This window comes from Streptococcus taonis, assembly GCF_029948085.1.
Lineage (GTDB): Bacteria > Bacillota > Bacilli > Lactobacillales > Streptococcaceae > Streptococcus > Streptococcus taonis.
Genome location: NZ_JARZZP010000006.1, coordinates 81,258 through 98,474, shown reverse-complemented (window position 1 = coordinate 98,474; position 17,217 = coordinate 81,258). Strand labels below are relative to the sequence as shown.

The following is a 17,217-nucleotide window of genomic DNA, read 5'->3' as shown; positions in this document are numbered from 1 at the left end:
ATAAGCAGAAATCAAGAAAATAAATCTTGAAAATATCATTTATTCCATAAATATGATAAGATAAAGCTTGATATGAATGAAAAATGGAGATAGAGATGGCTAAAGAAGACGTGGCGATGCAAGTGTTGCAACAGGTAGTAAAACTTCCTGTCGTCAAAGTGAACCGGTCAAAATTTTTAATGGACAAATTCTCTAAGGATGTGGCTTCAAAGGATATTCCAAGATTATTGGAAGAAGGGCCGACAGCTTTATTATCTCAGGAAACCTTAGATCGAGTGGCCAATGCCTGTATTAAAGATAATGTTTTACTGGCAAGTGGGACATCTGTTTTGGCAGGTTTGCCTGGAGGTATTGCCATGGCAGTTACCATTCCGACAGATGTAGCCCAATTTTACGCATTTTCATTAAAACTAGCCCAGGAGCTAGGCTATATTTACGGCTATGATGATCTCTGGACTTCGCGAAATGAGCTGAGCGAAGAAGCTAAAAATACCCTCTTGCTCTATCTGGGAGTGATGTTGGGAGTAAATGGTGCGGGCGCTCTACTTCGTTCTGGAGGTGTTACAGTTGCTAAGCAAGTGATGAAAATTGTAAATAAAAAGGCTTTGACAAAGACTCTTTGGTATCCAATTTTGGAAAAAGTTCTGAAAATCTTTGGAGTGAATCTGACTAAGGGAGGATTGGTTAAGGGGATGGGAAAAGTTATTCCGATCTTAGGTGGAGTCCTATCAGGTGGCTTAACCTTTGCGACTATGAAACCCATGGGAGAGAGATTGCAAAAAGAGCTCTCCAAATTAGTTAACTATGATGAGGAGCAATATCAAGAAGATATAGAAACAATCCGAAAGGAAGCGGAAATCATAGAAGGTGAATGAAATGGGTATCATTAAAATATTGGCTAAAACATACGGTAATTATTTTCTTACAACTCAGGCTATAAAAGTCGCAGAAACCATGAAGAAAGATGAAAATATAGTAGTTGGCTTAGGAAAATTATTTCTTGTAGATAAGCTTATGGATACAGCTACTTGGTTGATGAAGCCGGAGGATAAAGAATGAAATCTTTTTGGAGGTTCTTTACTCTTCTTTTTATAACACCAATTGTTGGTCTGATAAAAATACTCTGGTTCCTAATCTCTTTCGCCTTCCAATTACTGTTCTATAAGATTCTTTTCAAGATCATAGATTGGTTTTTCAAACTTCTCTGATGATCATGGTAAGGATAAGACTTTGAGGTTTTACTAGGAAAAGTCTATATAATTAGAAATAATGAAATTATACGAAATAAACTAGCAAGTCTTCTACTGCTAGTTTTTTAATCTTTGCCCTTGTGGTATAATAAAAAAGAAAAAAACTGTTAGAGAATATGATGGAGGTTATGATGGACAATATCATTGATGTATCTATTCCTGTTGCGGAAGTTGTGGACAAGCATCCAGAAGTTTTAGATATCCTAGTAGAACTCGGTTTTAAACCTCTTGCAAATCCTTTGATGCGTAATACTGTAGGGCGAAAAGTATCGCTCAAACAGGGGTCTAAACTGGAGGGAACTCCTATGGATAAGATTGTGCGCACACTTGAAGCAAATGGTTACGAAGTGATCGGGTTAGACTAATGACAGATGAACGTATTCATATCCTGCGGGATATTTTATTAGAATTGCATAATGGAGCCTCTCCGGAGTCCGTTCAGGAACGATTTGATGCGACCTTTACAGGTGTATCTGCTATTGAGATTTCACTTATGGAGCACGAGTTGATGAACTCGGACTCAGGCGTTACCTTTGAAGATGTCATGGAGCTCTGTGATGTTCATGCCAATCTCTTTAAGAATGCTGTTAAGGGTGTCGAAGTTGAAGATACAGAGCATCCAGGTCATCCTGTGCGAGTCTTTAAGGATGAAAATCTAGCCCTCCGTGCTGCCTTGATTCGTGTTCGAAGATTGTTAGACACATATGAGTCTATGGAAGACGAGGAAATGCTTGCAGAGATGCGCAAGGGTTTGGTCCGTCAAATGGGGCTTTTGGGACAATTTGACATCCACTACCAGCGCAAGGAAGAACTCTTCTTTCCTATCATGGAGCGTTATGGACATGATTCGCCTCCAAAAGTCATGTGGGGAGTCGATGACCAGATTAGGGAACTCTATCAAAAAGCCTTGGGGACAGTTAGGTCACTACCAGAAGCATCCATTAGTATTGTAAAGGCAGATTTTGAGGCTTTTGCGACTGAATTTGAGAGTATGATTTTCAAGGAAGAGTCCATCCTCCTCATGATTCTGCTCGAATCCTTCACCCAGGATGACTGGATTCAGATTGCCGAGGAAAGTGATGCTTATGGCTATGCCATTATCCGGCCATCTGAAAAATGGGTTCCTGAACGTAAAAGCTTTGTTGAGAAGAAAAGTGTAGAAGAAGCAAGTCAGTCAGAAACTGTAGATGGACAGGTTCAACAAGTGATTGATACGCCAGAGGGTCAGTTTACTATCACCTTTACACCTAAGGAAAAGGAAGCAGTGATGGACCGAAATAGTCAGCAGGCTTTTGGAAATGGCTATCTTTCAGTTGAACAGGCGAATCTTATCCTCAACCACCTGCCTATGGAGATTACCTTTGTTAATAAGGATGATATTTTCCAGTATTATAATGACAATACTCCAGCGGATGAAATGATTTTCAAGCGAACACCGTCTCAGGTTGGACGAAATGTCGAACTATGCCATCCACCAAAATATTTGGAGAAAGTCAAAGCGATTATGCAAGGTCTTCGTGAGGGAAAAAAAGACAAGTACGAGATGTGGTTCAAGTCAGAATCACGTGGAAAGTTTGTCCATGTCACTTACGCAGCTGTTCATGATGAGACAGGGGAATTTCAAGGAGTCCTAGAATACGTTCAGGACATTCAACCATACCGTGAGATTGATACAGATTACTATCGCGAAATAGAATAAGGAGAGACAATGAGTTACGAACAAGAATTTATGAAGGAATTTGAAGCCTGGGTTAATACCCAAATCATGATTAATGATATGGCGCTCAAGGAAAGCCAAAAGGTCTATGAAGAAGATCAAGATGAGCGCGCTAAAGATGCCATGATTCGCTACGAGAGTCGCTTGGATGCCTACCAGTTCTTACTAGGTAAATTTGAAAACTTCAAGGCAGGTAAGGAATTCCATGATTTACCAGAAGGTTTGTTTGGCGAGAGAAATTATTAATTTTTAGAGATTAGAAAGGGGAGTGGGACTCCCTTTTTCATTGTTCCTTGAGCCTTTTTGTGTTACAATGTTAGCATGAAAACGAAAAATATTTTTAAGACAGGTCTTGCCTTAATAGGACTCGGAGCTCTTGCTTTTGGAGCAAAGAAAATAGCTGATGATCACAAACTAATGGCAAGTCAAGAAGAATTAACTAGTAGAGTCCGAGAGGAATTCTCAAAAATGGGAGTTATTGCAACTCTTTACGTACAGCTTTACGAAAGTGATATGAATCGCTTGGTCGGAGGTGTTATTTTTGAAGATGGTCGTCACTATACCTTTGTCTACGAAGATGAAGATCTCATCTACGAGGAGGAAGTCTTATGATTTCTCCTAAGAGTATAGAAGAATTAGCAAATCTAGTAGAGCAGGATGGCAAGAAGGTCTTCCTTTTTGTTGCGGATTGGTGTGGCGATTGTCGCTATATCTATCCAGCTCTGCCAGAGATTGAAGAGACCAATCCAGAGTTTATCTTTATACGAGTAGACCGAGATGAGTACATGGAACTTGCAAAACTATGGGATGTATACGGGATTCCAAGTCTAATTGTCTTAGATAAGGACAAGGAGATTGGACGCTTTGTTAATCGTGACCGTAAAACCAAGGCACAAATAAATGACTTTTTAGCAGAATTAAAATAGGAGAAAAGAAAGAATGATTTTTACATATAACAAAGAATATGTCGGTGATGTCCTTATGGTCATCGTGAAAAACAGTGGCGATGCCAAACTAGATGTTGAACGGAAAGGCAATGTGGCACGTGTATTCCTAAAGGAAACTGGTGAAACTGTCGCTTGGAATATTTTTGAGATTTCTAGCTTATTTGAGATTGAGAATCGTGGACAGATCTTTTTAACTGACGAGCAAGTAGCACGTTTGAACCAAGAATTGCAAAAAGAAGGATTTACTGAAGCAATCATCAACGACAAGGAACCAAAATTTGTGGTTGGAGAAATTGTAGAAATGGTTGCGCATCCAGATAGTGACCACCTCAATATCTGTCAAGTTGCTGTTGGGAATGACAAAACAGTACAAATCGTGGCAGGTGCTCCAAATGCGCGTCTTGGTTTGAAAACCATTGTAGCTCTTCCAGGAGCTATGATGCCAAAAGGCAATCTCATTTTCCCAGGGGAACTTCGTGGTGAAAAGAGTTTTGGCATGATGTGTAGTCCTCGTGAATTGCATTTGCCAAATGCTCCACAAAAACGTGGTGTCATTGAATTGTCCGAAGACCAAGTTGTTGGAACTCCATTTGACCCAGCAAAACACTGGACAGCTTAAATTTGTTAAGTTAGATAGGAGAAAGTAAGATGGCAAAAAATGTTGTGATAACAGGTGCAACATCAGGTATTGGTGAAGCTATTGCGCGTGCCTATCTAGAAAAAGGTGAGAATATCGTTCTTACGGGACGTCGAACAGAAAGACTCGAAGTCCTAAAAAACGAGTTTGCGGCAACCTTTCCAAATCAAAAAGTTTGGACCTTTCCTTTAGATGTTACGGATATGCGCATGGTTAAGACTGTCTGTTCAGATATTCTAAAAACTGTGGGTCAGATTGATATATTGGTCAATAACGCTGGACTTGCTTTAGGCTTAGCTCTCTATCAGGATTATGAAGAGTGGGATATGCTGACCATGCTGGATACCAATGTCAAGGGCCTGATGGCTGTTACTCGTTGTCTCTTGCCTTCTATGGTGACTGCAAATCAAGGCCATATCATTAATATGGGTTCAACCGCAGGTATTTACGCTTACGCTGGTGCAGCAGTCTATTCAGCAACCAAGGCTGCAGTCAAAACCTTTTCAGATGGACTACGGATTGATACCATTGCGACTGATATCAAGGTGACAACCATTCAGCCTGGTATTGTAGAGACTGATTTTTCAAAAGTCCGTTTCCATGGAGATGAGGCACGGGCTGCGACGGTCTATCAGGGGCTCGAAGCCTTGCAAGCACAAGACATCGCTGATGCCGTTGTTTATGTGACCAGTCAACCACGTCGTGTGCAAATTACAGATATGACCATCATGGCCAATCAACAAGCAACTGGATTTATGATTCACAGAGATTAACATTATTTAAAAAAGTTACAAATTTTGTAACTTTTTTCTTTTACCTTCGAATAGATAAGTAGGAGGATGAAAAAATGTATAATAAAGTTATTATGATCGGACGTTTGACGTCTACACCAGAGTTGCACAAAACCAACAATGATAAGTCTGTTGCACGAGCAACTATCGCAGTGAATCGCCGTTATAAAGATCAAAATGGGGAACGTGAAGCAGACTTCATCAATATTGTGGTCTGGGGAAAATTGGCTGAAACCTTGGCTAGTTATGGAAGCAAGGGTAGTCTCATTTCTGTGGATGGGGAACTTCGTACCCGTAAGTTTGAGAAGAATGGCCAGACCAACTATGTAACAGAAGTTCTCTGTACAGGTTTCCAACTCTTAGAAAGCCGTGCCCAACGTGCTATGCGTGAAAATAATGCAGGACAAGACTTAGCAGATTTGGTCTTGGAAGAAGAGGAACTTCCATTTTAATATCAATCAAATAGAAGAGCTGGTTCGCCTATAGACCAGCTTTTTCTATTGTTTTTGTGCTATTGTTCGGAAATTAATTCTTAAATAGGTCAAATAAATGCACTTGTACAATAAAATCAAGCACTTTTTTTGAAAAAGTAGTAGAATAAAGTAATATATATTCAAAATTTTCAGAAAAGGAATGAAATTTGACGAAAAATAAAGAGAAAATAGAATTGTTGAAATGGCTGATAAAGCGTCTATTACTGCTGATTCCAGTGGTCTGTGTTCTCTTATGGGTTTTCGGCCGTTGTCAAACAAGTGGCATCAAGGATCAGACTAAAATTGGTGTCACCTATATGACCATGAACAATGGGTTCTATAAAAGTATTCATTCGGAAATTAGTCGAATTGCCGATGAAAGAGGAGCTCTTGTTTATGTCCGAGATCCAGAATTGGACGAAGAAAGACAGAGCCAACAGATTGATGATTTTTGTGCTCAAAAAGTTGATATGATAGTGATCAATCCGGTCAAGGGGGATAGCCAGTCAATTTTAACTGCTCTTGAAAAAGCTAGAAAACAAGGAATTAAAATCATTGCGGTCGATACCCAACTGAAGAATTTTAAGCCGGATGCAAGTATTGTATCCGATAATTACCAAGCGGGAGTATTGATTGCTAAAGAGTTGATGAAACGTTCTTCTAGTGCTCGGGTCCTCCTTTTGGAACATAAGGGGACTGTTTCAGCAGATACGAGGATTCAGGGCTTTAAAGACACTATAGAGGGGCACAGTTCTTATCAGATTGTCTCGGAACTAGAAACCAAGGGGCAAACGGAAATCGCCATGCCGGCCGTCCAGAATTTTTTACAATCAGGGGTTGAAATTGATACCTTGGTTGCCTTAAATGACCGCTCAGCTATAGGAGCTCTGGCTGCAATTAAGGAGCAAGGAATAACTTACCCCATTGCGATTTATGGAATCGATGGTTCACCAGATATGAAATCTTTGTTGCACTCGACGGATGATGTTGTGGGAACCGTTGCTCAGTCTCCTTTGAAGATGGGAGATCGCGTGATGGAGATCATTCAAGATATTGCTGAAGGGAAGAGCTATACCAAAGAGGTGAGCATTCCAGTTGAAATGATGACAAAGGAAAACATTGATCAGTTTGATGTGAATGGGTGGCAGTAATGAGAAAGTTTAGAGGTGTCCGATACAGTTTGGCCATTCTTATGGTCGTCAATTTTATCGCTGTTATGCTAAACAGTATCATCTATCTTCAAGCAACCAACTATATCATTGCTCAACGCCAAGCTTCTCTATTATTAGAGCGCCTAGAGCGTATTCCCTTTGCTCCATCTACGACTTTTTGGTTGTCTGCAGTTTTGTTTGCTGGGATTGCTTTGATATCGATGAGTCGATATCTGCCTCAAACGAGTCGATGGTCTATTTTTGATAAGAGGAATATTCTGGAGATTCTCCTGATGCTGCTTCTGATGTGGGTTCAAAATGTAGCTTATAACGGGCTCATTCTCTTGGTTTTTGCGGATATCTTCTATGGTTCCAAAGAGTTGAATACCAAGAGAGATCGGAAGTATTGGTTTGCCTTTATCCTAGTGAGCTTTTTGATGCTCCTTGTGACAAATTCAGATGTCTTTTCACTTTTCTTCCCGATTCCGTCCTTAGATGTCTATATTCATTTTTATCCTGAATCTATCCGCATTTTGGCCTTTTTCTTAAAGAATTCCCTTTATGCCTCGAATATGGTACTCTTCATTATTTCACTTTTGTTTTATATTATGAACGTCCTTGCGGAAAACCACGAAGTAGAGGAAGAATTGGCTATGGTGTCCAAGGTTAATACGGAGTTGAACAATTATATGGCCTTGTCTGAGAAGATTGCAGAGGATCGGGAGCGTAAGCGGATTGCTCGTGAGATTCATGATACTCTGGGGCACGCACTAACAGGCATCTCAGCAGGTTTAGATGCTGTTGGGGTCTTGATCGATATCGATCCAAATCGGGCAAAAGAGCAGGTGAAAAACGTATCAGAAGTGGTCCGTGAAGGAATCCAAGATGTGAGAGGTTCTCTTAATCGTCTTCGTCCGGGAGCACTTGAGGGACGAACTCTCAAAGATGCTTTAGAAAAGACCATCCGCGAGTATCAAATTCTTTCCAACTTACAAGTTGATCTAAACTATGAATGGGTAGATGTCGATATGGATGTCATGATTGAAGATACGATCTTTCGTGTGATTCAAGAGTCTATGACCAATGCGGTTCGCCACGGTCACGCCAGCCAACTAAAACTCCATTTTTTTGAGGATAAAGAGAATTATTTGATCGCTTTGCAAGATAATGGAGTTGGGTTTGAAACCTTAACTTATGGTTATGGACTCAAACAGATGATGGAGCGTATTTCAATTCTAGGAGGCCAGCTTCAATTTGAAAGTCGCGATGGATTTTTCACACGTGTCAGTTTACCAAAATATAAAGAAGGGAGATAAGATATGGTGATAAAAGTAATGGTGGCAGATGACCAAGCCTTGATTCGAGAATCTTTGAAAATTATTTTGTCGGCTCACTCCGACATCGAAGTGGTAGCTACAGTGGAAGATGGGAATCATGTCTTGTCCAGCATTCCACAGACGCATCCGGATCTGATCCTGATGGATATTCGGATGCCAGGCATGGATGGGGTTTTGGCTACAAAAGAAGTAAAAGAACACTATCCGGATATCAAAATTATTATTTTAACAACTTTTGACGATGATGAATTTATCTATAGTGCACTCAAGTATGGTGCTTCAGGATATCTCTTAAAGGGAGCCTCGACAGAAGAGCTCTATGAGGCTATTAAGGTGGTGCATCAGGGTGGAGCTATGATCAATCCCAATATCGCAAGCAAGGTCTTTCAGATCTTCTCTCAAATGGCCAAATCGAATTTCTCTATTGCTGTGGATGAGGACAACGTCAAGGATTTGAGCACGACAGAATGGCGAATTATTCAAGAAGTCGGCTATGGCGAGTCAAACAAAGAAATTGCTGCCAAACTTTTCTTGTCAGAAGGAACTGTGCGCAATTACCTATCAACGATTTTGGCGAAATTAAACCTAAGAGATCGAACGCAATTAGCAATTTGGTCAGTTCAAACAGGAGTGACTAGACGCGATTTTTCAAAAGGAAATACGGAATGAAATTAAACCGAAAGCATCTTTGTTGGGGAATCGTTCTCCTTTTTGTGCTCTCTTTGAGTACTGGTTTTTATTGGTGGAAACAACAACCAATCGTGCTCCATATAGGCGTTTATGCAGGATCTAGTTGGGATGTACCGACCAGTCAACGCTCCCATGCTTTGGATCTTGCGATTCAAAAATTTGAAAAGTCCCATCCTAATGTCCGTGTGGAATATGAAAATGGGATTCCACAGTCGGATTATTCAGACTGGCTCTCAGAAAAAATTGTTTCAGGAAAGACGCCGGATGTGTTCATGGTCTCTGAGCAAGATCTGTCCTTATTGGCGGCACGTGGCGTTCTAGAAAAGTTAAATGGCTATATGAATCAAGAAGACCAAGCTGCTTTTTATCCTGTTGCATTTGAATCAGGTGTCTATCAGGGGCAATCCTATGCCTTACCTTATGAAAGTAATCCTATTTTGATGTGTGTCAATAAAGATTTGCTGGACAAAGAAGGCATTGAGGTTCCCAAGGAAGGTTGGAGTTTGGAAGAGTTCCATACAATTTGTAAAAAACTAACCAAAGATACCAATGGAGATGGTCAATTGGATCAGTTTGGGAGTACAGAATATACCTGGAAAGAAGCTTTGGCAGCAAATGGGGGTAGTCTCTTTCAAGGAGGGATGCTCAAACTTACGGCTCCAGAAGTCAAAGAGTCTTTGACTTTTTTACAAAAATTGGAAGAGTTGAATAAGAACTATAAGGTGAGTTCCAAAGATTTTGACCAGGGGAAAGTCGCTTTTTATCCCATGACTTTGGCTCAATATAGAACCTATAAACCTTATCCTTACCATGTTTCAAAATATTCAAACTTCACCTGGACCTGTATCCCTATGCCTGCTAAGTCAAAAACTACCAAGGCGACTTTGGTTACGACGACTTCTTTTGCCATGTCTGCTCGGACCCCTCATTCCAAGTTAGCTTGGGAATTGATGCAAGTGTTGACAGAAGATCCAGAAATTCAACAACTCCTCTTTGATCAATCTCAAGGGATTTCCGTTATGCCACAGGTGGTCCAAAGTCAGTCTAGTAAAGATCTTTTACAGGTAGATGATTTTGGCACGGATTCCTTGACCAATCAGACCTTGAATCGTATCATGGAACAAGCTGTTGAAAGTAGTCCCAAGAATGTCTCTAAAGAAATGTTGGAAAAGCTGGACTACTTGATTGGCAATGCTTTGCGCGATCAAGATGTCGAGAACCGCTTGCCTCAAATTCAGAGGGAAATTGAAAGTAGTCTTCAGGTAGGAGTTTAAAGAAAAATAAGATGACATTGTGTCAAGTGACAGATGTCATTTTTTTGTTGCTAAATGTCATGTTTATCATGTGACATTTGACAATGTAAAAGCGCTTCCAAATGTTCTACAATAGAGTCAAATAAAGGAGGTGTAGAAAAATGAAATATCTCATTTTAGTCAGTCATGGTGGATTAGCAGAAGGACTAAAAACATCGCTAGCTATGTTTGCTGGTGACAAGATGAATCAGGTCATCGCAGTTGGACTTAAGGAAGGAAAATCGGTCGATGACTTTGCAGTTGATTTTAGAGAGAGCATTTCAGAATTGACAGCAGATGATTCTGTGCTGGTCTTGGCAGACATTGTAGGTGGTAGTCCATTAACCACGGCAGCTACTGTCCTAGAAGAAGCTGGAAAGCTAGATGGAGCTTTGATCCTTGGTGGGATGAACCTGACCATGGCCCTGACAGCAGTTGTGATGAAGGATGTGTTGGATGGAGACGATTTGTCAGCAACTATCTTATCAGAAGCACAATCTGCACTACAACCTTTTGAAGTTTCAGCCACTAGTGCTGAAGAAGATGATGACGATATTTAATAGGGAGGTACCTTATGGTAGTAACATTTGTACGGATTGATGACCGCATGATTCACGGTCAAACAGTCACACGCTGGGCAAAAGAAAAACCATGTGATGGTTTGATTGCCGTAAACGATGCAGCAGCATCAAACAAGGTTTTGATCCAAGCTTACAAAGGCGCATCAGACAAGAAAACCTTTGTATGGACAAAAGAAGCCTTTAAAGAAAAGTCAGCAAAAGTAACGGAATCTGACAGTCGGTACTTCTTGATTACCAAAAACCCAATCGATATGAAGGAAATTTTGGTGGATCAAGGTTTTGTCCCAGGTGATGTCAGAGAAATCATCGTTGGCCCTGCAAATGATAGACCTGGTGCAGTGAAATTGGGCAATAACCAATCCATCACCCAGGAAGAAGCAGAAGCCTTTCAGGCTATTCAAGCAGCAGGATATAAGGTGAAATTCCAATTGTTGCCGGATGTTTCAATTGGTTACTGGGATGATTTCAAATCTAAATTTGGTTTTTAAACCTAACAGTTTTATTAGTTAGGTAAATAAATTTACAAACAAAAGGAGCGTTTGTTATGACAATTTCATGGATTCAAGCAATCTTGCTTGCAGTTTTCGCCAGCTTGTCTTCAATGCCTGGTATGGGAGGTTCCAGTATCGGGAACTATACACTCGGTCGTCCCTTGATCGGTGGGTTGATCTCAGGTTTAATTCTTGGAGATGTGACAACCGGTATTATGGTCGGGGTTGCCCTTCAAGTCGTTTATATCGCCTTGGTAACACCTGGTGGAACCGTATCTGCTGATGTTCGTGCAATCTCTTATATCGGTGTTCCTCTTGCTATCTTGTTTGTGCATGCAAATCACATCACAGACGAAGCTGGAATTGCAGCAGCTGCAGCCCCAATCGGTGCAGCCGTTGGGACAATCGGTACTGTTCTTTTCTACGGTACAGCTACAATGAACTTGCTTTGGCAACACATTGGTTGGAAAGCCGTTGAAGAAGGAAACTTCAAAAAACTCTACGCAGTTGACTGGGTTTATCCTTGGATCTCTCACTTCCTCTTCTCTTTCCTTCCAACTATGATTATCACCAAATATGGTGAAAACATGGTTGATTTGATGAAACTTTACCTTCCTATGGATGGTTTCTGGATGAAAGCCCTCTTTACAGTTGGAGCCCTTCTCCCATGTGTCGGTATTGCTATCTTGTTGAAACAAATTGTTACAAAAGCAACTGACTTCATTCCATTCTTTGTTGGATTTACCTTGGCTAAATCTCTAGGATTGAACTTGGTAGCGAGTGCAGTTGTTTCATTGATCTTTGCAGTAATCTACTATGAACTTGAAGTAATCAAATCTATGAAAGCTGCTCCAGCTGGGGTTGTTTACGTAGACGATGATGAGGAGGATATTTAAAATGGCTGATAGAAAGAAAATTTCAAAGAAAACATTAGCAAAAGCATTTCATCATTGGTATTATGGTCATTTGACTTGTTTCTCTCAAGAACACATGCAAACCTTTGGGTACTTGACTTCTATGCTTCCAATCGTAGAAGAAATGTATGATACAAAAGAAGAACAAAAAGATGCTATGCAAACCTATACTGCCTTCTTCAATACTGAACCACAACTTGGCTCTCTCGTTGTAGGGATTACAGCTGGTTTGGAAGAAGCGCGCGCAAACGGAGATGCAGTGGATGGTGAAACCATAAATGGTATGCGTGCCGGTTTGATGGGTCCAATCGCTGGTATCGGTGACTCTTTGGTCGTTGGGACCTTGATTCCAGTTCTTTTGGGGATTGCCCTTGGTCTCTCTAAAGGTGGTAACATCGCTGGTGCTATCTTCTACATCGTCGTATGGAACCTCTTAGTATACTTTGGTATGCGCTTTGCCTTCTTTAAAGGGTATCAATTAGGGGATAAAGCCGTTGAATTCCTAGTAGGACCAAAAGGACAAGCACTTCGTAAAGCAATCAGCGTTGTCGGCGGTATGGTTATCGGTGCGGTAGCAGCAACTTGGGTATCTGTTACAACAGCTCTTCAATTCGAGAATTCTGAAGGAAAAGTCTTCTTAAATATCCAAGAAAAGATTGATGGTGTTTATCCAGGTCTCTTGACAGCAACTTTCATCACTATTTGCTGGTGGTTAATGTCTAAGAAAAAAGTTTCACCAAACAAAGTTATGTTGCTTCTAGTTGTTGTCGCTTTGGTCGGTGTTGCTCTAGGTATCTTTGACCCACATCTTAATTACTAAGCTCAAGAAAAGCACATATTTACTAGTAGAGAATTTTGAGAATGAAGTAGACTAACCTCCTTCTCTTACACTTCATTCTCAATTTTTGTCAGGAGGATACTCATGGTTACAAAACAAGAACTTGTTAATGGATATGAAACAGAAATTAAGTATCAACGTCACATGATTGAAAATCTTGGCCGTTGGTTTAGCTTACTCTTTATCATTGCCAGTGTAGGTATGGTCTTGATTTATCTCTTTCATAAAAGCTTCCTCCCACTCTTACTTTTCGGAATTTTACTTGCCTTGGTTGGAATATTGGGAATGGTGGTTTTTGGATATGGTATCTATCGAGGACGGATCAATCTCCAAAAAGTCGTCGATGATTTTAATCGAAAGTTAATAATTCTAAAGTGATCTTTAAGGAACATCTCATTCATTTTGAGGTGTTTTTTTCTTGACTATTTCTGACTAAGTGATACAATAGAACTATGGTTTAGCACTCGTGTGTAAAGAGTGCTAATAATATGATTGTATTATGGAGGAAAACAGATGTTGAAACCATTAGGAGACCGTGTGGTCTTGAAAATTGAAGAAAAAGAACAAACTGTTGGAGGCTTTGTCCTCGCAAAATCAGCCCAAGAAGAAACGAAAACAGCTATAGTAGTGGCTACTGGACAAGGTGTTCGTACCTTGAGCGGTGAGTTAGTCTCTCCAAGTGTAAAAGCTGGAGATCATGTTTTAGTTGAAGCTCATGCAGGTATTGATGTTAAAGATGGGGATGAAAAATACCTCATCGTGGGTGAATCTAGTATCTTGGCAATCGTTGAAGAATAATAGGAGAAAGTAAGTATGGCAAAAGACATTAAATTTTCATCAGATGCTCGTTCAGCAATGGTTCGTGGCGTTGATATTCTAGCAGATACTGTTAAAGTAACTTTGGGACCTAAAGGTCGTAACGTTGTGCTTGAAAAATCATTTGGTTCTCCATTGATTACCAATGATGGTGTAACAATCGCTAAAGAAATCGAATTGGAAGACCATTTTGAAAATATGGGTGCCAAATTGGTATCAGAAGTAGCTTCTAAGACGAATGATATCGCTGGTGACGGGACAACTACTGCAACAGTCTTGACACAGGCGATCGTTCGTGAAGGAATCAAAAACGTTACAGCAGGAGCAAACCCAATTGGTATACGACGAGGGATTGAAGCAGCGGTTGTAACTGCTGTAGATGCCTTGAAGAACAATGCCATTCCTGTTGCTAACAAAGAAGCGATTGCGCAGGTTGCCGCCGTTTCATCTCGTTCTGAAAAAGTTGGTGAATACATCTCTGAAGCCATGGAAAAAGTTGGTAAAGACGGAGTTATCACCATTGAAGAATCACGTGGGATGGAAACAGAGCTTGAAGTTGTAGAAGGAATGCAATTTGACCGTGGTTATCTATCTCAGTACATGGTTACTGACAATGAAAAAATGGTTGCAGACCTTGAAAATCCGTACATTTTGATTACAGATAAGAAGATTTCAAATATCCAAGAAATCTTGCCACTACTAGAAAGCATCCTTCAAAGCAGTCGTCCACTCTTGATTATTGCAGACGATGTTGACGGTGAAGCTCTTCCAACTCTTGTTTTGAACAAGATTCGTGGAACCTTCAACGTAGTTGCTGTTAAGGCACCAGGATTTGGTGATCGACGCAAGGCTATGTTGGAAGACATCGCGATTTTGACAGGCGGAACTGTTATTACAGAAGATCTTGGTCTTGAATTGAAAGATGCTACTATCGAAGCGCTTGGTCAAGCAGCTAAAGTGTCTGTTGATAAAGATAGTACTGTTATCGTAGAAGGTGCAGGTAATCCTGAAGCAATTGCTAACCGTGTTGCTGTCATCAAATCACAAATTGAAACAACAACTTCAGAATTTGACCGTGAAAAATTCCAAGAACGCTTGGCTAAGTTGTCAGGTGGAGTTGCAGTTATCAAGGTCGGAGCTGCGACTGAAACTGAGTTGAAAGAAATGAAACTCCGTATCGAAGATGCCCTCAATGCGACTCGTGCAGCCGTTGAAGAAGGTATCGTTGCAGGTGGTGGTACTGCCCTTGTCAATGTTATCTCTGCTGTTGCGGCCTTGGAGTTAGAAGGTGATGAAGCAACAGGACGCAACATTGTTCTTCGTGCCTTGGAAGAACCTGTACGTCAAATCGCTTACAATGCAGGTTATGAAGGTTCAATTGTTATTGATCGTTTGAAAAATGCAGAGCTTGGAACAGGCTTCAATGCTGCAACAGGTGAATGGGTCAACATGATTGAAGCAGGAATTATCGATCCTGTTAAGGTTAGTCGTTCAGCCCTTCAGAACGCAGCTTCAGTAGCAAGTTTGATTCTAACGACAGAAGCAGTCGTAGCTAACAAACCAGAACCAGCTGCACCAGCGCCAGCTATGGATCCATCTATGATGGGTGGCTACTAAGAAATAAATAAAAACAGGTAGAAATGAGAATTTTCTACCTGTTTTTTTGAATTACTCAAAAAGAGGAAGCTCATACTCTTCGAAAATCAAATTCAAACCACGTCAGCGTCGCCTTACCGTACTCAAGTACAGCTTGCGGCTAGCTTCCTAGTTTGCTCTTTGATTTTCATTGAGTATCAGCCTCCTCTTTTTACATTTATTTAATTATGGTTTGATAACTTCAGCTCCACCCATGTATGAACGAAGTACTTCTGGAATGGTCACAGAACCATCTTCGTTTTGATAGTTTTCAAGGATAGCAGCGACTGTACGTCCAACAGCAAGTCCAGAACCATTCAAAGTATGAAGAAGTTTAACCTTACCATCGGCTTCATCACGGTAACGGATTTGGGCACGACGAGCTTGGAAATCTTCTGTATTTGAACAGCTTGAGATTTCACGGTAGGTATTTTGCGCAGGGATCCATACTTCCAAGTCATAAGTCTTAGCAGCTGAGAAGCCCATGTCTCCTGTAGAAAGAGCAACTACGCGATATGGAAGGTTGAGTTTTTGAAGGATGTTTTCAGCGTTGGCTGTCATCTTTTCTAGTTCTTCGTATGACTCTTCAGGTTTGGCAAATTTCACCATTTCTACCTTGTGGAATTGGTGTAAACGAATCAAACCGCGAGTATCACGACCAGCTGAACCAGCTTCAGAACGGAATGATGGGCTCATAGCAGTAAAGTAGATTGGCAAGTCTTTTCCATCAAGAATTTCATCACGGTAGTAGTTGGTCAGAGGAACTTCAGCTGTAGGAATGAGGACGTAGTTCGTATCTTTCAATTCAAATGTATCTTCTTTGAATTTTGGATATTGTCCTGTACCAAACATAGAATCATGGTTAACCATATAAGGTGTGATGACTTCAGTGTAACCTTCTTTTCCATGCTCATCCAACATGAAGTTGTAGATAGCACGTTCCAAACGAGCCCCAAGTCCTTTATAGAAGAGGAAGCGCGCTCCAGTTACCTTTCCACCACGTTCCCAGTCAAGAATACCAAGATCTTCACCTAGATCCCAGTGGGCTTTTGGTTCAAAGTCGAACTCGCGAGGAGTTCCCCAACGGCGAACTTCTACGTTATCATCCTCGTCAGCACCAATAGGGACACTATCAGCTGGGATATTTGGAAGTGTAGTAGTAAATTCAGTCAATTTCGCATCGATTTCAGCCAATTCTGCATCAAGAGCTTTTACCTCGGCAGAGAGGGTTTGCATAGCTGCAATCTTGTCGTCTGCATTTTCCTTGTTACGTTTAGCTTGGGCAATCTCAGCAGAAACTGTGTTACGTTCAGCCTTGAGAGTTTCAACTTTAACCAAGATGTCACGTCGTTTGGCATCGATTTCTTTCATCTCGTTCAAGATAGCAGCATCTACACCACGTGTAGCTAGTTTTTCTGCGACAGCATCAAAGTCTGTACGAATACGTTTGATATCTAACATATAAACTCCTTTATGAAAAAAGCACACCCGACAAAGCGTTGGAGTGGCAGGGCCACGGTTCCATCCAACTTCACAGGTGTGCACTTGATTCTGTATTTGATTTAAAACAACGGTAGAATTTCAATTAAATCTTCTATCTGCTCGCAGCACCCGCAGACTTTCTGAAAGAAGGAAGTAACCTACTTATCCGTTTCTA

Annotated in this window: 22 protein-coding genes; 21 read left to right on the top strand and 1 reads right to left on the bottom strand. The window is 40.8% G+C overall.

Features of this window, described 5'->3' with window-relative positions; genetic code table 11:
• Positions 1-95 precede the first annotated feature (95 nt).
• The 21 genes from QEZ38_RS04630 to groL all read left to right on the top strand — a co-directional run bounded on the left by QEZ38_RS04630 (position 96) and on the right by groL (position 15,542).
• Positions 96-875 carry a hypothetical protein gene (locus QEZ38_RS04630; RefSeq protein WP_281335171.1) on the top strand — a complete coding sequence of 260 codons (780 nt, stop codon included), beginning with the start codon at positions 96-98 and terminating at the stop codon, positions 873-875.
• A 1-nt stretch (position 876) separates the two neighbouring features.
• Positions 877-1,059 (top strand): hypothetical protein, encoded by a 183-nt coding sequence (locus tag QEZ38_RS04625; RefSeq protein ID WP_075230637.1) that lies wholly within the window; start codon positions 877-879, stop codon positions 1,057-1,059.
• Between the two features lie 322 nt (positions 1,060-1,381).
• Complete coding sequence (locus QEZ38_RS04620; RefSeq protein WP_000368732.1) at positions 1,382-1,615, top strand: DUF1858 domain-containing protein; 234 nt, start codon at positions 1,382-1,384, stop codon at positions 1,613-1,615.
• Positions 1,615-2,949, top strand: a complete 1,335-nt coding sequence (locus QEZ38_RS04615; RefSeq protein WP_281335170.1) for a DUF438 domain-containing protein — start codon at positions 1,615-1,617, stop codon at positions 2,947-2,949. Before QEZ38_RS04620 ends, QEZ38_RS04615 begins: the two co-directional genes overlap by 1 nt.
• A 9-nt stretch (positions 2,950-2,958) precedes the next feature.
• On the top strand, positions 2,959-3,213 hold the full coding sequence (locus QEZ38_RS04610; protein WP_248034692.1) for a DUF1912 family protein: 255 nt from the start codon (positions 2,959-2,961) through the stop codon (positions 3,211-3,213).
• A gap of 75 nt (positions 3,214-3,288) precedes the next feature.
• Complete coding sequence (locus QEZ38_RS04605; protein ID WP_248034691.1) at positions 3,289-3,579, top strand: DUF4651 domain-containing protein; 291 nt, start codon at positions 3,289-3,291, stop codon at positions 3,577-3,579.
• Positions 3,576-3,893 carry a thioredoxin family protein gene (locus QEZ38_RS04600; RefSeq protein WP_248034690.1) on the top strand — a complete coding sequence of 106 codons (318 nt, stop codon included), beginning with the start codon at positions 3,576-3,578 and terminating at the stop codon, positions 3,891-3,893. The genes QEZ38_RS04605 and QEZ38_RS04600 overlap by 4 nt, the downstream gene beginning before the upstream one ends.
• A 13-nt stretch (positions 3,894-3,906) precedes the next feature.
• A complete protein-coding gene (ytpR, locus tag QEZ38_RS04595; RefSeq protein WP_248034689.1) occupies positions 3,907-4,533 on the top strand; it encodes a YtpR family tRNA-binding protein in 627 nt (208 codons plus the stop codon).
• A gap of 29 nt (positions 4,534-4,562) precedes the next feature.
• Positions 4,563-5,324, top strand: coding sequence for an SDR family NAD(P)-dependent oxidoreductase (locus tag QEZ38_RS04590; protein WP_248034688.1), 762 nt, complete (start codon positions 4,563-4,565; stop codon positions 5,322-5,324).
• A gap of 74 nt (positions 5,325-5,398) precedes the next feature.
• A complete protein-coding gene (locus QEZ38_RS04585) occupies positions 5,399-5,794 on the top strand; it encodes a single-stranded DNA-binding protein (protein ID WP_000282453.1) in 396 nt (131 codons plus the stop codon).
• Between the two features lie 188 nt (positions 5,795-5,982).
• On the top strand, positions 5,983-6,966 hold the full coding sequence (locus QEZ38_RS04580) for a substrate-binding domain-containing protein (protein WP_248034687.1): 984 nt from the start codon (positions 5,983-5,985) through the stop codon (positions 6,964-6,966).
• Positions 6,966-8,282, top strand: coding sequence for a sensor histidine kinase (locus QEZ38_RS04575; RefSeq protein ID WP_001224944.1), 1,317 nt, complete (start codon positions 6,966-6,968; stop codon positions 8,280-8,282). Before QEZ38_RS04580 ends, QEZ38_RS04575 begins: the two co-directional genes overlap by 1 nt.
• 6 nt (positions 8,283-8,288) lie before the next feature.
• On the top strand, positions 8,289-8,972 hold the full coding sequence (locus tag QEZ38_RS04570; protein WP_006147185.1) for a response regulator transcription factor: 684 nt from the start codon (positions 8,289-8,291) through the stop codon (positions 8,970-8,972).
• Positions 8,969-10,267 (top strand): extracellular solute-binding protein, encoded by a 1,299-nt coding sequence (locus tag QEZ38_RS04565; RefSeq protein ID WP_248034686.1) that lies wholly within the window; start codon positions 8,969-8,971, stop codon positions 10,265-10,267. The genes QEZ38_RS04570 and QEZ38_RS04565 overlap by 4 nt, the downstream gene beginning before the upstream one ends.
• Positions 10,268-10,407: 140 nt before the next feature.
• On the top strand, positions 10,408-10,845 hold the full coding sequence (locus QEZ38_RS04560) for a PTS sugar transporter subunit IIA (RefSeq protein WP_214262372.1): 438 nt from the start codon (positions 10,408-10,410) through the stop codon (positions 10,843-10,845).
• A gap of 14 nt (positions 10,846-10,859) precedes the next feature.
• The gene (locus tag QEZ38_RS04555) at positions 10,860-11,354 is read left to right on the top strand and encodes a PTS sugar transporter subunit IIB (RefSeq protein WP_070460178.1); all 495 of its coding nucleotides are present in this window, start codon (positions 10,860-10,862) and stop codon (positions 11,352-11,354) included.
• Between the two features lie 56 nt (positions 11,355-11,410).
• Entirely contained in the window at positions 11,411-12,253 is an 843-nt protein-coding gene (locus QEZ38_RS04550; protein WP_006151610.1) for a PTS mannose/fructose/sorbose/N-acetylgalactosamine transporter subunit IIC, read from the top strand.
• Positions 12,237-13,091: a PTS system mannose/fructose/sorbose family transporter subunit IID gene (locus tag QEZ38_RS04545; RefSeq protein ID WP_033586897.1), complete on the top strand. Its 855-nt coding sequence runs from the start codon at positions 12,237-12,239 to the stop codon at positions 13,089-13,091. The genes QEZ38_RS04550 and QEZ38_RS04545 overlap by 17 nt, the downstream gene beginning before the upstream one ends.
• A gap of 102 nt (positions 13,092-13,193) precedes the next feature.
• Positions 13,194-13,487 (top strand): PTS fructose transporter subunit IA, encoded by a 294-nt coding sequence (locus tag QEZ38_RS04540; protein WP_070460176.1) that lies wholly within the window; start codon positions 13,194-13,196, stop codon positions 13,485-13,487.
• A gap of 135 nt (positions 13,488-13,622) precedes the next feature.
• Positions 13,623-13,907, top strand: coding sequence for a co-chaperone GroES (gene groES, locus QEZ38_RS04535; protein ID WP_281335169.1), 285 nt, complete (start codon positions 13,623-13,625; stop codon positions 13,905-13,907).
• A gap of 15 nt (positions 13,908-13,922) precedes the next feature.
• Entirely contained in the window at positions 13,923-15,542 is a 1,620-nt protein-coding gene (groL, locus tag QEZ38_RS04530; RefSeq protein ID WP_281335168.1) for a chaperonin GroEL, read from the top strand.
• Between the two features lie 204 nt (positions 15,543-15,746).
• On the opposite strand, the gene serS is transcribed toward groL, so the two are convergent.
• Entirely contained in the window at positions 15,747-17,021 is a 1,275-nt protein-coding gene (gene serS, locus QEZ38_RS04525) for a serine--tRNA ligase (protein WP_281335167.1), read from the bottom strand.
• Between the last annotated feature and the right edge of the window lie 196 nt (positions 17,022-17,217).